15 protein-coding genes and 1 riboswitch are annotated in these 13,366 nt (G+C 62.2%); of the genes, 14 read left to right on the top strand and 1 reads right to left on the bottom strand.

Annotated elements, in window-relative coordinates; translation table 11 throughout:
* Positions 1–25: 25 nt before the first annotated feature.
* Positions 26–229, bottom strand: a riboswitch (cobalamin riboswitch).
* Positions 230–258: 29 nt separating this feature from the next.
* Entirely contained in the window at positions 259–1,458 is a 1,200-nt protein-coding gene (locus tag NKH30_RS26685; protein ID WP_352997503.1) for a winged helix-turn-helix domain-containing protein, read from the bottom strand.
* 335 nt (positions 1,459–1,793) lie between these two features.
* Here NKH30_RS26685 and NKH30_RS26680 point away from each other — a divergent pair, with 335 nt between their 5' ends.
* The 14 genes from NKH30_RS26680 (at position 1,794) to NKH30_RS26615 (ending at position 13,366) form a co-directional block, all read left to right on the top strand.
* A complete protein-coding gene (locus tag NKH30_RS26680; RefSeq protein WP_023676631.1) occupies positions 1,794–2,159 on the top strand; it encodes an NADH-quinone oxidoreductase subunit A in 366 nt (121 codons plus the stop codon).
* Positions 2,150–2,731 (top strand): NuoB/complex I 20 kDa subunit family protein, encoded by a 582-nt coding sequence (locus tag NKH30_RS26675; protein WP_023670824.1) that lies wholly within the window; start codon positions 2,150–2,152, stop codon positions 2,729–2,731. The genes NKH30_RS26680 and NKH30_RS26675 overlap by 10 nt, the downstream gene beginning before the upstream one ends.
* A gap of 5 nt (positions 2,732–2,736) precedes the next feature.
* Entirely contained in the window at positions 2,737–3,339 is a 603-nt protein-coding gene (locus tag NKH30_RS26670; RefSeq protein WP_352470230.1) for an NADH-quinone oxidoreductase subunit C, read from the top strand.
* Positions 3,336–3,893 carry a DUF2059 domain-containing protein gene (locus tag NKH30_RS26665; RefSeq protein WP_352470231.1) on the top strand — a complete coding sequence of 186 codons (558 nt, stop codon included), beginning with the start codon at positions 3,336–3,338 and terminating at the stop codon, positions 3,891–3,893. The genes NKH30_RS26670 and NKH30_RS26665 overlap by 4 nt, the downstream gene beginning before the upstream one ends.
* 50 nt (positions 3,894–3,943) lie before the next feature.
* Complete coding sequence (locus tag NKH30_RS26660) at positions 3,944–5,134, top strand: NADH-quinone oxidoreductase subunit D (protein ID WP_352470232.1); 1,191 nt, start codon at positions 3,944–3,946, stop codon at positions 5,132–5,134.
* A 2-nt stretch (positions 5,135–5,136) separates the two neighbouring features.
* Positions 5,137–5,505: a hypothetical protein gene (locus NKH30_RS26655; protein ID WP_352589699.1), complete on the top strand. Its 369-nt coding sequence runs from the start codon at positions 5,137–5,139 to the stop codon at positions 5,503–5,505.
* A 22-nt stretch (positions 5,506–5,527) separates the two neighbouring features.
* Positions 5,528–6,589, top strand: coding sequence for an NADH-quinone oxidoreductase subunit NuoE (gene nuoE / locus NKH30_RS26650; RefSeq protein WP_352929080.1), 1,062 nt, complete (start codon positions 5,528–5,530; stop codon positions 6,587–6,589).
* 10 nt (positions 6,590–6,599) lie between these two features.
* A complete protein-coding gene (gene nuoF, locus NKH30_RS26645) occupies positions 6,600–7,904 on the top strand; it encodes an NADH-quinone oxidoreductase subunit NuoF (protein ID WP_023676626.1) in 1,305 nt (434 codons plus the stop codon).
* Positions 7,905–7,984: 80 nt separating this feature from the next.
* Positions 7,985–8,680, top strand: a complete 696-nt coding sequence (locus NKH30_RS26640; protein WP_352458243.1) for a helix-hairpin-helix domain-containing protein — start codon at positions 7,985–7,987, stop codon at positions 8,678–8,680.
* A 74-nt stretch (positions 8,681–8,754) separates the two neighbouring features.
* Positions 8,755–10,836 carry an NADH-quinone oxidoreductase subunit NuoG gene (gene nuoG / locus NKH30_RS26635; RefSeq protein WP_352870858.1) on the top strand — a complete coding sequence of 694 codons (2,082 nt, stop codon included), beginning with the start codon at positions 8,755–8,757 and terminating at the stop codon, positions 10,834–10,836.
* Positions 10,837–10,838: 2 nt separating this feature from the next.
* Entirely contained in the window at positions 10,839–11,882 is a 1,044-nt protein-coding gene (gene nuoH / locus NKH30_RS26630) for an NADH-quinone oxidoreductase subunit NuoH (protein ID WP_292663045.1), read from the top strand.
* Positions 11,882–12,139: a hypothetical protein gene (locus NKH30_RS26625; RefSeq protein WP_352745070.1), complete on the top strand. Its 258-nt coding sequence runs from the start codon at positions 11,882–11,884 to the stop codon at positions 12,137–12,139. The genes nuoH and NKH30_RS26625 overlap by 1 nt, the downstream gene beginning before the upstream one ends.
* Positions 12,136–12,627: an NADH-quinone oxidoreductase subunit NuoI gene (gene nuoI, locus NKH30_RS26620; protein WP_352745068.1), complete on the top strand. Its 492-nt coding sequence runs from the start codon at positions 12,136–12,138 to the stop codon at positions 12,625–12,627. Before NKH30_RS26625 ends, nuoI begins: the two co-directional genes overlap by 4 nt.
* A 118-nt stretch (positions 12,628–12,745) precedes the next feature.
* On the top strand, positions 12,746–13,366 hold the full coding sequence (locus NKH30_RS26615; protein WP_023676621.1) for an NADH-quinone oxidoreductase subunit J: 621 nt from the start codon (positions 12,746–12,748) through the stop codon (positions 13,364–13,366).

Raw genomic sequence — 13,366 nt, 5'->3', positions numbered from 1 at the left:
CCCGGAAAACCCGCCAGGCGATCGGATTCTTAGGTCCTAGACGGCAGGTCTCCTGGCTCGCGGGTCATCGCCTGGGTGCCGCCTTCCCGGGAATATCCCAGTGGTTTTCGGCCTTGGCTCGTCGCTTACAGTTGCGGGGACAGCCGCGGATTTGAAATCGAGATTTCGCACCGCATTCCCTCTTGGCCCCTGCCGTTGCGGGCAGGGGACCGTCTGGAACGGATTTAGGCTTGTGGAGGCAGTTGTGTCAACGCACGTCTATGGCGCGGCGATATCCGCGAGCGGCCGGCCCAAATCGCCGGCAGCGGTCACCTCGATGCGTTCCAGGCCGAGCCAGCCCTGTATCTGCTTCAATTCCTTGAAGAGTTCGGCAGCGGTTTGTGGCGGGGCGCCGGGCTCCGCATAGGCGGCATGGACGCGCAATACGCCGGCCGGACGGTCGGCCCTGAGGTCAACGCGCCCGACGATGCTGTCGCCGAGCAGGAATGGCAGCACATAATAGCCATACCGCCGCTTTTCGGCCGGCGTGTAGATCTCGATGCGGTAGTGGAAGTCGAACAACCGCTCGGTGCGCGATCGTTCGAAGACGACAGGATCGAACGGCGCGAGCAAGGCGCGCGCCTCGATCCTGCGCGGCAAACGGGCGTCCTTGTGGAGATAGGCTGTTTTGTTCCAGCCGTCGACGCTCACCGGCAACAGCTCGCCGGCCTCGACCAGCTCCTCGATGCGGCCCTTGATGTCGGCGGGCGAGAGGCGGAAATAGTCGCGCAGGTCGCCTGCCGTGGCGATGCCGTGGGCACGGGCCGAGATGCGCAGCAATTCGCGGTGAGCGTCTTCGGGGGAGGGCGTTGGCAGACTCAGTATTGTTGGCGGCAGCACGCGCTCCGGCAGATCGTAGAACCGTTCGAAGCCGCGGCGATGCGCCGTGGTGATGCGGCCGGCCCAGAACAGCCATTCGAAGGCGTGCTTGGCATGGCTCCAGCCCCACCAGCCACCCGAACCCTTCTGCCCTTCGAAAGCCGACGCCGCGATCGGGCCTCGTTCGGCGACCTCGCGATAGATGTCTTCGATATAGGCGGCGTGCTCGCGGCCCCATTTGGCCAGTCCGCTGTACATTTCGTCGCCGCACTCGGCCCGCTGCATGCGCCAGCGCATCAGCGGATAGGTCTCGACCGGCAAGAAGGAGGCTTCGTGCGCCCAATATTCGAAGACCATGCGCTTGCGCGTTACGGCGGCGTCGTCGAGCAGCGCCAGCTTGTAGGGGCCAAGCCGCGAATAGAGCGGCATATAGTGGGCGCGCACCACGGCGCTGACGGAATCGATCTGCAGCAGGCCGGTACGGGCAAGCACGCGGGCCAGATGCCGGCGGTCAGGCGTGCCGGTGGGGCGCGGGTCATTGAATCCCTGTGCCGCGAGCGCAATGCGGCGGGCCATGGCGAGCGAGATTTTTTCCTTCATGAAGGCGGCATCCGGACGATTTTAGACAGAGAAAATGACCTGCGATTCCGTGCCATGCTAACAGGGTTTTGGCGGCATCCATGTCAGGAGAGAAAAGTGGAGTAAAAAGTGAAGGAAATCAAACAGGAGCGGATCGGACCAGTTTTCCCGGATATGCCGTCCAGCACCGCGATTTGAACAAGGTTTGACTTGCTTCGCCGAAAGCGCTGCGCTAACCCTCGCCGCGTTGCAGCATAGAGCCCCCTTAAAACGGTTCAGTGGTTAAACTGTCACGCTTCCGCAAGTGGGTCCGGTGCTGTAATCAGAGTGGATTGGCCGCCAACGGAAACTGCAGCATGAACGCACTTTTAGGTTCGTACCTGCCCATCGTCCTGTTCATCGGCGTGGCGCTGATCGTCGGGCTGGCGCTGCTCGCCGCACCGTTCCTGGTGGCCTACCGCAACCCCGATCCGGAAAAGCTTTCCGCCTACGAGTGCGGCTTCAACTCGTTCGACGACGCCCGCATGAAGTTCGATATCCGCTTCTACCTGGTGTCGATCCTGTTCATCATCTTCGATCTGGAGGTGGCCTTCCTGTTTCCGTGGGCGGTGTCGTTCAGCCAGATCGGCATGCTCGGTTTCTGGTCGATGATGGTGTTTTTGGCGGTGTTGACCATCGGCTTTGCCTATGAATGGAAAAAAGGAGCGCTGGAATGGGATTGAACGACAGTTCCGGTACGCTCGTCGCGCCGAAGCCCAAGGGCCTCATCGACCCCAACACCGGCAGGCCGGTCGGGTCCGACGATCCATTCTTCCTGGAGATCAACAACGAGCTCGCCGACAAGGGCTTTCTCGTCACCTCGACCGAGGCGCTGATCACCTGGGCGCGCAGCGGCTCGCTGATGTTCATGACGTTTGGCCTCGCCTGCTGCGCCGTCGAGATGATCCATACGTCGATGCCGCGCTATGACTCGGAGAGGTTCGGTGTCGCGCCGCGCGCGTCCCCGCGCCAGTCCGACATCATGATCGTCGCCGGCACGCTGACCAACAAGATGGCGCCGGCGCTGCGCAAGGTCTACGATCAGATGCCGGAGCCGCGCTACGTCATCTCGATGGGCTCTTGCGCCAATGGCGGCGGCTATTATCATTATTCCTATTCGGTGGTGCGCGGCTGCGACCGCATCGTGCCGGTCGACATCTACGTGCCCGGCTGTCCGCCGAGCGCCGAAGCGCTGCTCTACGGCATCCTTCTGCTGCAGAAGAAGATCCGCCGCACCGGCACGATCGAGCGGTGAGCGGCATGACCCAGGCGTTGAATGACCTCTCGACCTATCTCGGCGAGAAGCTGATCGGCCGGATCGGCGCGGCGGTGCTCGCCTATGGCGAACTCACTATCTCGGTCGAGCCGCGCGACCTGATCGAGGTGGTGACCTTCCTGCGCGACGACCCGAAATGCCAGTTCATTTCGATCATCGACGTTTGCGGCGCCGATTATCCGTCACGGGCAAAGCGCTTCGACGTCGTCTATCACCTGCTGTCGCCGAAGCAGAATATCCGCATCCGGCTCAAGGTCCAGGCCGACGAAGAGACGCTCGTGCCGTCGATCACCGGGATATATCCCGGCGCCGACTGGTTCGAGCGCGAGACCTACGATCTCTACGGCGTGCTGTTTTCGGGCCATCCCGATCTGCGGCGGATCCTGACCGACTACGGCTTTGAAGGCCATCCGCTGCGCAAGGACTTTCCGCTGACCGGCTTCGTCGAGGTGCGTTACGACGACGAAGCCAAGCGCGTCATCTACGAGCCGGTGGAGCTCAAGCAGGAATTCCGCAATTTCGATTTTCTGTCTCCGTGGGAAGGTACGGATTACGTGCTTCCAGGCGACGAAAAGGCGAAACAATGATAAAAATATCACGGCATTGGCTTCCGATCGTGATCGTATCGTTTTTCGCGCTGTTGGCCGGTGACTTGACGGGTCGAGCGGATAGCATTCCTGACGGCAATTTTGAGTCTAAGCTGCAAAAATATGATCCCAAAGCGGTCAGCGCTGCCTTGCGCTATGTTCGAAATTTCAACATGAACGCAAATTTCAAAGCGATGGCGCCCGCCTTGCGGCAGCAAACGATAGCTGAATTGAAAGGAGCCAATCCCTCGATTTCAGACAGCGATGCGGGTGAGTTTGCTGATGACTTCATCAAGCGAGCATTGCTGGATAACTCGGAGACTCTAGAGCATCTGACGGCGTTGATGCTGCTGGAAGCCTTCGATCCCGATGAAGTGGAGGCGATGGATGACTTTTACGCGTCGCCGATGGGGTCGCGTATTTTGGCAAAGACGCCGGCCTATATGGCCAAACTGCCGTATCTGGCCGAGTACTTCCAAAAAACCATCGTCCCTGAGGCACTCCGGCAGACACAAGCTGCCCTGAAGGCACAGGGTAAGGACATCAAAATCTGATTTGTTGAGGATCGAAGCTCCGGTACTGGGGCAATGAGTATATAGAAAAAATGGCTGAAACCTCCGTCCGCAATTTCAACATTAATTTTGGCCCTCAGCACCCTGCGGCGCATGGCGTTTTGCGCCTTGTGCTGGAGCTCGACGGCGAAGTCGTCGATCGCGTCGATCCGCATATCGGTCTGTTGCATCGCGGCACGGAAAAGCTGATCGAGGCCAAGACTTATCTGCAGGCCGTGCCCTATCTCGACCGGCTCGATTATTGCGCGCCGATGAACCAGGAGCATGCCTTTGCGCTTGCCGCGGAGCGGCTGCTCGGTATCGAGGTGCCGAAGCGGGGCCAGTTGATCCGAGTTCTCTATTCGGAAATCGGCCGCATCATGTCGCATATCCTCAACGTGACGACGCAGGCGATGGATGTCGGCGCGCTGACGCCGCCGCTGTGGGGCTTCGTCGAGCGCGAAAAGCTGATGGTGTTCTATGAGCGCGCCTCGGGCTCGCGCATGCATGCTGCCTATTTCCGCCCCGGGGGCGTCCATCAGGATCTGCCGCAGAAGCTGATCGAGGACATCGGCAAGTGGATCGACCCATTCCTGAAATCGGTCGACGATCTCGACGCGCTTTTGACCGGCAACCGTATCTTCAAGCAGCGCAATGTCGACATCGCGACGGTGTCTCTGGCCGACGCATGGGCCTGGGGTTTTTCCGGCGTCATGGTGCGCGGCTCGGGCGCGCCGTGGGACCTGCGCAAATCGCAGCCCTACGAATGCTATGCCGAGCTGGATTTCGACATTCCGATCGGCAAGAACGGCGACTGTTTCGACCGTTATCTGGTACGCATGGAAGAGATGCGGCAGTCGGCGAAAATCATGCGCCAGTGCGTCGACCTGTTGCTCGGCAAGGAAGGCAGCGGGCCGGTGTCTAACCTCGACGGCAAGGTGGTGCCGCCGAAGCGCGCGGCGATGAAGCGCTCGATGGAAGCGCTGATCCATCACTTCAAGCTCTACACCGAAGGCTACCGCGTGCCGGCCGGCGAGGTCTATGCGGCGGTCGAGGCGCCGAAAGGTGAGTTCGGCGTCTATCTGGTCTCCGACGGCACCAACAAACCCTATCGCTGCAAGCTGCGCGCGCCCGGCTTCGCGCACCTCCAGGCCATGGACTTTTTGTGTCGCGGCCACATGTTGGCCGACGTCACCGCCGTTCTCGGCTCCCTCGACATCGTGTTTGGTGAGGTGGATCGGTAGCAATGAACGCGCTTGTCACCGCAGCGGTTCTGACCATGGCGGCCCAAGTTCCTGCTTGGGCCCCGGATGGTCGATTGCTTTCGCGAGACCTGCTCAAGATCGGGTTTGAGCTGGTCTCGGAGGGCGACTTGCTGATGGGGCGTACATACGAGAGGCATGCGCCGATGGATGAGGGGATGGGTTTTCATTCTCTTCCGTGTCCGATCGAGTCGTTTGTTGCCCAAGTGCCCAGCCGGCCGAGGCCTTACTGTGTCTCTTGGGTTGACGATCGTTATGATGAATACATCCGTCTGAAGCGCGGTAAGGAAGAGTTTGTATGCGTGTTAGGGCAATCTGAGAACTGCTATCGCGTCTCCAGTTCGGTTCAATAAGAAAACATAAAAGCGAAACTCCATGTCAGTCCGCCGTCTCGCAGAAGCCAGCCTCCAGCCAGCCTCCTTCGCCTTCAACCGGGCGAATGCGGCGGCGGCGAAGCAGTGGATCAAGAAATATCCGAAGGGACGCGAGCAATCCGCGATCATCCCCTTGCTGATGCTGGCGCAGGAGCAGGAAGGCTGGGTGACCAAGGCGGCGATCGAAACGATCTCCGACATGCTCGACATGCCCTATATCCGTGGGCTGGAAGTCGCCACCTTCTATACCCAGTACCAGCTCAATCCGGTCGGCACCCGCGCGCATATCCAGGTCTGCGGCACCACGCCCTGCATGCTGCGCGGCTCGGAAGCGCTGATGGATGTCTGCCGCTCGAAGATCCATCACGACCAGTTCCACACCAACGACAAGGGCACGCTGTCGTGGGAGGAGGTCGAATGCCTCGGCGCCTGCGTCAACGCACCGATGGTGATGATATTCAAGGACACCTATGAGGATTTGACGCCGGAGCGGCTTGCCGAGATCATCGACCTCTATGACGCCGGCAAAGGTGCTTCGGTGACGCCAGGACCGCAAAACGGCCGCATCACTTCCGAGCCGGCCAGTGGCCTGACGACCCTCAAGAGCGAAAAGGCGATCCTCAAGGCGACCCGCGACCGGGAAACCAGGGCGGCGACCAAGGCCGCCAAGGATGCAGAGCCGGCAGCTGCCGCCGCAGCATCAGTTCCGCCAGCTGCTCCTGCCGCGCCGGCGCCGGTTGCGCCCTCGAATGCCAGCAAGCCGAAGACCGACGCGGTCGAGACCAACCCGGCGCTGAAATCGCCGTCGGCGACGAAAGTCGCGCCCGCGGCGGAAAGGGCGGCGAGCGTCGCAGCGCCTCTGCATTCGGCCGCCAATGCCAACAAGGCCGAACCGCAGGTCGAGGACGTCTCGAAACAGCGCAAGGGCCCCAAGAACAAGGCCGAGCCGGCGTCTGCTTTCAAAGCGCCGGAGGCCAAGGTCAAACCGGCGAAGGCTGCCGCCAAGGCGGCCAAGCCGTCGCCCGGAAACAAGAGCCGGCCGACCGGCAAGAAGCCGGTCTGAGGAACGAGCAATGCTTCAGGACAGAGACCGCATCTTCAACAACATCTACGGCCGCTTCGACAAGTCGCTGGCCGGCGCCATGGCGCGCGGCGCCTGGGACAACACGCCCGGCATCGTTGCCAAGGGGCGCGAGTGGATCGTCAACGAGATGAAGGCATCGGGCCTGCGCGGCCGCGGCGGCGCCGGTTTCCCGACCGGGCTCAAATGGTCGTTCATGCCCAAGCAAAGCGACGGCCGGCCGAGCTATCTCGTCGTCAATGCCGACGAATCCGAGCCCGGCACCTGCAAGGACCGCGACATACTGCGCCATGACCCGCACACGCTGGTCGAAGGCTGCCTGCTTGCCGGCTTCGCCATGGGCGCGGTCGCCGCCTACATCTATGTGCGCGGCGAGTTCATCCGCGAGCGCGAGGCGCTGCAACGCGCCATAGACGAGGCCTATGCGGCCAAGCTGATCGGCAAGAACAACACCTCCGGCTACGATTTCGACATCTACATGCATCATGGCGCCGGCGCCTATATCTGCGGCGAGGAAACGGCGCTGCTCGAAAGCCTCGAGGGTAAGAAGGGCCAACCGCGGCTGAAGCCGCCATTTCCGGCCAATGTCGGCCTCTATGGCTGCCCGACGACGGTCAACAATGTCGAGTCCATCGCTGTCGCGCCGACCATCCTGCGCCGCGGTGCCGCCTGGTTCTCGTCCTTCGGCCGGCCCAACAATGTCGGCACCAAGCTGTTCTGCATCTCCGGCCACGTCAACAATCCGTGCACCGTCGAAGAGGCGATGTCGATCCCGTTCCGCGAACTGATCGAGACGCATTGCGGCGGCATCCGCGGCGGCTGGGACAACCTGCTGGCGGTCATTCCGGGCGGCGCCTCGGTGCCGCTGGTGCCGGCCGAGCAGATCATCGACGCGCCGATGGATTTCGATGCGTTGCGCGACCTGAAATCGGGCCTCGGCACGGCGGCTGTCATCGTCATGGACAAATCGACCGATATCGTGAAGGCGATCGCGCGGCTGTCCTATTTCTACAAGCACGAGAGCTGCGGCCAGTGCACGCCTTGCCGTGAGGGCACCGGCTGGATGTGGCGGGTGATGGAACGGCTGGTGCGCGGCGAGGCGCAGAAGCGCGAGATCGACATGCTGCTCGACGTGACGAAGCAGGTCGAGGGCCACACGATCTGTGCGCTGGGCGATGCGGCGGCGTGGCCGATCCAGGGCCTGATGCGGCATTTCCGCGGCGAGGTGGAGCGGCGCATCGACGAGTTTTCGCGCAACGCACACCGCGCCGAACCGGTGCTGGCGGCGGCGGAATAGAAGAATTCAAAAAATTGCGGGCGAATGCCCGAAACGAGGAAACGAGCGCGGGGCAGACGGAAACGACCAGGAGACCACCTATGTCGCTGTTTTCGACACCCGACGATTTTACGCCCGATATGGACCCGTTGTTGAAGATGAACCAGGATCTGACCAGGATGATGCCGAAGGAGATGGCCAATGCCGTCAATCTCCTGGCGCATCCTGTCGCGGGCGCGGCGGCGATGACGGCACTCGGCATCGGCCTTGCCAACCACGCCTTTGGTATCTGGATGGGCGTGCTTTCAGGCGCCGCCGAGACCTCGCAGCGGCTTTGGCAACCGGTCGCCGAGGATTTCGAGGCGCGAACGGAACGCTTTTCCGCAACCGGCAAAAGCTCCTCGACAAAGGCGCGCGCGGCGACCAAAACCCTGATTGCCGAGGCGCAGTCCTTCGCCAATGATGTGACCGACATTGCGACGAGCACCGCGGCGCGGAGCTTGGCGAATGCGAGCACCGTTGCAGCGGATGCGTCGGCCGGGCTGATGCCGGAGGATTTCAAGCAGCCCAAGCCGATGGATCGGCCAGCCGAGCCGGCCGACCTCAAGGCGATATCGGGCATCGGGCCGAAACTGGAAAAGGTGCTGAACGGCCTTGGCATCTGGACATACGCCCAGATCGCCGCGTGGACGCCGCAAGAGATCGCCTGGGTCGAAGATTACCTGTCGTTGAAGGGCCGCATCGGCCGTGACGGCTGGATCGGTCAGGCGGCCGCGTTGGCCGGGGCCAAAAAGTGAATTCAATATCGTGCGCGGTCTCGGCTGCGCCCGGAAGGAAAGATTGCGGAACGTCCGCAGGGGTTTGAGGCGAAATGGCAAAGCTCAAGGTCGACGGGAAAGAGATCACTGTACCCGACCATTACACGCTGCTGCAGGCGGCCGAGGACGCCGGCGCGGAAGTGCCGCGCTTCTGCTTCCACGAGCGGCTGTCGATCGCCGGCAATTGCCGCATGTGCCTGATTGAGGTGAAAGGCGGCCCGCCCAAGCCGCAGGCGTCCTGCGCCATGGGCGTGCGCGACCTGCGCCCAGGCCCGAACGGCGAGCCGCCGGAAATCTTCACCAACACGCCGATGGTCAAGAAGGCGCGCGAAGGCGTGATGGAATTCCTGCTGATCAACCATCCGCTGGACTGCCCGATCTGCGACCAGGGCGGCGAGTGCGACCTGCAGGACCAGGCGATGGCGTTCGGCGTCGATTCATCGCGCTACCACGAGAACAAGCGGGCGGTCGAAGACAAGTATATCGGGCCGCTGGTCAAGACGATCATGAACCGGTGCATCCATTGCACGCGCTGCGTCCGTTTCACCACCGAGATTGCCGGCATATCGGAGCTCGGCCTGATCGGCCGCGGCGAGGATGCCGAGATCACCACCTATCTCGAAAGCGCGATGACTTCGGAACTGCAGGGCAATGTCATCGACCTTTGCCCGGTTGGTGCGCTGACCTCCAAACCGTACGCCTTCCAGGCACGGCCGTGGGAACTGACCAAGACCGAATCCATCGACGTGATGGACGCCGTCGGCTCCGCGATCCGCGTCGATAGCCGAGGCCGCGAAGTGATGCGCATCCTGCCGCGTACCAACGAGGCGGTGAACGAGGAGTGGATTTCCGACAAGACCCGCTTCATCTGGGATGGTCTGCGCACGCAGCGCCTCGACCGGCCCTATGTGCGAAAGGAGGGCAGACTGGCCCCGGCAAGCTGGGCCGAGGCTTTTGCCGCGATCAAGGAAGCGGTGTCGAATGCCGCACCCGAAAAGATCGGTGCCATTGCCGGCGATCTTGCCGCCGTCGAGGAGATCTACGCGCTGAAGCTTCTGATGGCTTCGCTCGGCTCGAAGAACACCGACTGCCGCCAGGACGGCGCCGCACTCGATCCGTCGCTCGGCCGGGCGAGCTATGTGTTCAACCCGACCATCGAAGGCATCGAACAGGCCGATGCGGTGCTGATCATCGGCGCCAATCCGCGCTTCGAGGCATCCTTGCTCAACGCCCGCATCCGCAAGCGCTGGCGGGCCGGCAATCTGCCGGTCGGCGTCATCGGCGATGTCGGCGATACGCGCTATGATTACGAGCAGCTCGGCGCCGGGCCGGAATCGCTGAAGGATCTGGCCGACGGCAATGGCAAGTTCTTCCAACTGCTGAAGAAGGCGACGCATCCGCTGATCATCGTCGGACAGGGTGCGCTGGCGCGTCCGGACGGGGCGGCCGTGCTCGGCCAGGCGGCGAAGCTCGCCGTCGCCGTCAACGCCGCCAGGGCCGACTGGAACGGCTTTGCCGTGCTGCACACTGCCGCGGCACGCGTCGGCGGCCTCGATGTCGGGTTTGTGCCGGGCGAGGGCGGCAGGAACGTCGCCGGCATGCTGGGCGAGACCGATGTGCTGTTCCTGCTCGGCGCCGACGAAATCGACATGGCAAAGACCGGCGGCGCTTTCGTCGTCTATATCGGCACGCATGGCGACAAGGGCGCACACCGCGCCAACGTCATCCTGCCGGGTGCCGCCTATACCGAGAAGTCGGGCACCTTCGTCAACACCGAGGGGCGCGTGCAGCAGACCAACCGTGCCGGCTTCGCGCCCGGTGAGGCACGCGAGGACTGGGCGATCCTTCGGGCACTATCGGATGTGCTTGGCAAGAAGCTGCCGTTCGATTCGCTGCCGCAGCTGCGCGCTAAGCTCTATGCGGAATACCCGCATCTTGCCCGAATCGACCATGTCGCGGCCGGCGACCCGGCCGACATCGCCAGGGTTGCCAAGCTCGGCGGGCGGCTGAACAAGGGCACCTTCACCTCGCCGGTCAAGGATTTCTACCTGACCAACCCGATCGCGCGGGCTTCCGCGGTGATGGCCGAGTGCTCGGCTTTGGCGAAGAACGGCTTCAGGCAGGCGGCGGAGTAGACATGGACACCTTCTTCTCCTTCTACGTGCTGCCGGCGCTGCTGATCCTTTTGAAGTCGGTCGTGCTGATCGTCGTTCTGTTGATCTTCGTCGCCTATGTGCTTTACGCCGACCGCAAGATCTGGGCGGCGGTGCAATTGCGCCGCGGACCGAACGTCGTCGGCCCGTGGGGCACGCTGCAGGCGTTCGCCGATCTGCTGAAATTCGTCTTCAAGGAGCCGGTCATCCCGTCCGGCGCCAACAAGGGCGTTTTCCTGCTGGCGCCCTTGGTGTCGGCGGTGCTGGCGATCTCTGCCTGGGCGGTCATACCGGTCAATGAAGGCTGGGCGATCGCCAACGTCAATGTCGGCATCCTCTATGTCTTCGCCATCTCCTCGCTCGAGGTCTATGGCGTCATCATGGGCGGCTGGGCGTCCAATTCGAAATACCCCTTCCTCGGCGCGCTGCGCTCGGCGGCGCAGATGGTGTCCTACGAAGTCTCCATCGGTTTCGTCATTGTCACCGTGCTGCTTTGCGTCGGCTCGCTCAACCTGTCCGACATCGTCTTGTCGCAGCAGGACGGGCTGGGCACGCGGCTCGGCCTGCCCAACACCTTCCTCGACTGGCATTGGCTGTCGCTGTTCCCGATGTTCATCGTCTTCTTCATCTCGGCGTTGGCCGAGACCAACCGGCCGCCCTTCGACCTTGTGGAAGCCGAATCGGAACTCGTCGCCGGCCATATGGTCGAATATTCCTCGACGCCGTTCCTGTTGTTCTTCCTCGGCGAATATGTCGCCGTCGTCCTGATGTGCGCGCTGGCCACCATCCTGTTCCTTGGCGGCTGGCTGCCGCCCTTCAACTTCGCGCCGTTCACCTGGGTGCCGGGGCTGATCTGGTTCGTGCTCAAGGTCTGCCTGGTGTTCTTCATGTTCTCCATGGTGAAGGCGTTCGTGCCGCGCTACCGCTACGACCAGCTGATGCGGCTCGGCTGGAAGGTCTTCCTGCCGATCTCGCTGTTCATGGTGGTCGCCACCGCCGCCTTCCTCAAGATCACGGGGTTTGCGTGATGGGCAGTCTGATCGTTGGTTTTCTAGGCGCAGCTGTCGGCGTGCTTGTTGCGCTCTTTGGCAACGTTGTTGTGCTGCCCTACGTTTTGCGGCAACAGGACCAAAGGTTGGCAGCAAACTACCGAGTGCCGGTGTTTGGCTGGGACAAGCAGATATTGGCGTCGATGACGAGACTTGCATACCGTTTCCTGATGCCTGTCTTTTTCGGATTTATCGGCGCAATCGCTGCAACACAGATCTTTGGGGGTGCTGAATGAGTACGCTATCCCAGGCCGCCAAGTCACTGCTTTTGCAGGACTTCGTCAGCGCTTTCTTCCTGTCGATGCGCCAATTCTTCGCGCCGAAGGAGACCATCAACTATCCGCATGAAAAGGGGCCGGTCAGCCCGCGCTTCCGTGGCGAACATGCGCTGCGCCGCTACCCGAACGGCGAGGAACGCTGCATCGCCTGCAAACTATGCGAGGCGATCTGCCCGGCGCAGGCCATCACCATCGAAGCCGGCCCACGTCGCAATGACGGCACGCGGCGCACCGTGCGCTACGACATTGATATGGTGAAATGCATTTACTGCGGCTTCTGCCAGGAAGCCTGCCCGGTCGACGCCATTGTCGAGGGCCCGAATTTCGAATTCGCGACGGAGACGCGCGAGGAGCTTTATTACGACAAGGACAGGCTCCTGGCCAATGGCGACCGCTGGGAGCGTGAACTGGCGCGCAACATCTCGCTGGATGCGCCTTACCGCTGATATTTGACGCATGGACGGGGCGAGGGCCCTCGTTTAAGGAACACGCAACTTGCCGACCGGAGGCGGTGGCAAAAAACAGGACGAACGTCCTGTTCTGACAGGAAACCCGGGGGAACCCATGCTGAGTGGACTAGAGGCGGCCTTTTTCTACCTCTTCGCCTTTGTCGCGGTGGCATCGGCGTTCATGGTCATATCGGCGCGCAATCCCGTGCATTCGGTGCTGTTCCTGATCCTGACCTTCTTCAACGCCGCCGGCCTTTTCATGCTGACCGGCGCCGAGTTCCTGGCGATGATCCTGCTCGTCGTCTATGTCGGCGCGGTGCTGGTGCTGTTCCTGTTCGTCGTCATGATGCTCGACGTCGACTTCGCCGAAATGAAGGAAGGCGCCCTGCAATATGCACCGATCGGCGCGCTGGTCGGGCTGATCCTGGCGGCGGAGCTGATCGTGGTGCTCGGCGGCTATACATTCGCGCCGAAACTGGCGGCGACGGTCGCCAAGCCCATTCCGGACCTGGCCGCGCGCTCGAACACGGCAGCGCTCGGCGACATCCTCTATACGGATTACCTCTATTACTTCCAGGTGGCGGGGCTGGTGCTGCTGGTCGCCATGATCGGCGCCATCGTGCTGACGCTGCGCCACAAGCCGGGCGTCAAGCGGCAGTCGATCGCCGCCCAGGTCGGCCGCACGGCGGCAACCGGAGTGGAAATCCGCAAGGTCAAGACGGGCGAAGGAGTCTGA

Source organism: Mesorhizobium sp. M1273 (genome assembly GCF_040318195.1).
GTDB lineage: Bacteria > Pseudomonadota > Alphaproteobacteria > Rhizobiales > Rhizobiaceae > Mesorhizobium.
Note: the sequence above shows the minus strand (reverse complement) of the source record. Positions and strands in the feature narration are given on the sequence as shown.

Coding starts and splice junctions, on each gene's coding strand:
- NKH30_RS26615 (WP_023676621.1), top strand. CDS start 12,746: ATGCTGAGTGGACTAGAGGCGGCCTTTTTCTACCTCTTCGCCTTTGTC.
- nuoG (WP_352870858.1), top strand. CDS start 8,755: ATGGCAAAGCTCAAGGTCGACGGGAAAGAGATCACTGTACCCGACCAT.
- nuoF (WP_023676626.1), top strand. CDS start 6,600: ATGCTTCAGGACAGAGACCGCATCTTCAACAACATCTACGGCCGCTTC.
- NKH30_RS26685 (WP_352997503.1), bottom strand. CDS start 1,458: ATGAAGGAAAAAATCTCGCTCGCCATGGCCCGCCGCATTGCGCTCGCG.
- NKH30_RS26640 (WP_352458243.1), top strand. CDS start 7,985: ATGTCGCTGTTTTCGACACCCGACGATTTTACGCCCGATATGGACCCG.
- nuoE (WP_352929080.1), top strand. CDS start 5,528: ATGTCAGTCCGCCGTCTCGCAGAAGCCAGCCTCCAGCCAGCCTCCTTC.
- NKH30_RS26665 (WP_352470231.1), top strand. CDS start 3,336: ATGATAAAAATATCACGGCATTGGCTTCCGATCGTGATCGTATCGTTT.
- NKH30_RS26655 (WP_352589699.1), top strand. CDS start 5,137: ATGAACGCGCTTGTCACCGCAGCGGTTCTGACCATGGCGGCCCAAGTT.
- NKH30_RS26680 (WP_023676631.1), top strand. CDS start 1,794: ATGAACGCACTTTTAGGTTCGTACCTGCCCATCGTCCTGTTCATCGGC.
- nuoH (WP_292663045.1), top strand. CDS start 10,839: ATGGACACCTTCTTCTCCTTCTACGTGCTGCCGGCGCTGCTGATCCTT.
- nuoI (WP_352745068.1), top strand. CDS start 12,136: ATGAGTACGCTATCCCAGGCCGCCAAGTCACTGCTTTTGCAGGACTTC.
- NKH30_RS26625 (WP_352745070.1), top strand. CDS start 11,882: ATGGGCAGTCTGATCGTTGGTTTTCTAGGCGCAGCTGTCGGCGTGCTT.
- NKH30_RS26675 (WP_023670824.1), top strand. CDS start 2,150: ATGGGATTGAACGACAGTTCCGGTACGCTCGTCGCGCCGAAGCCCAAG.
- NKH30_RS26670 (WP_352470230.1), top strand. CDS start 2,737: ATGACCCAGGCGTTGAATGACCTCTCGACCTATCTCGGCGAGAAGCTG.
- NKH30_RS26660 (WP_352470232.1), top strand. CDS start 3,944: ATGGCTGAAACCTCCGTCCGCAATTTCAACATTAATTTTGGCCCTCAG.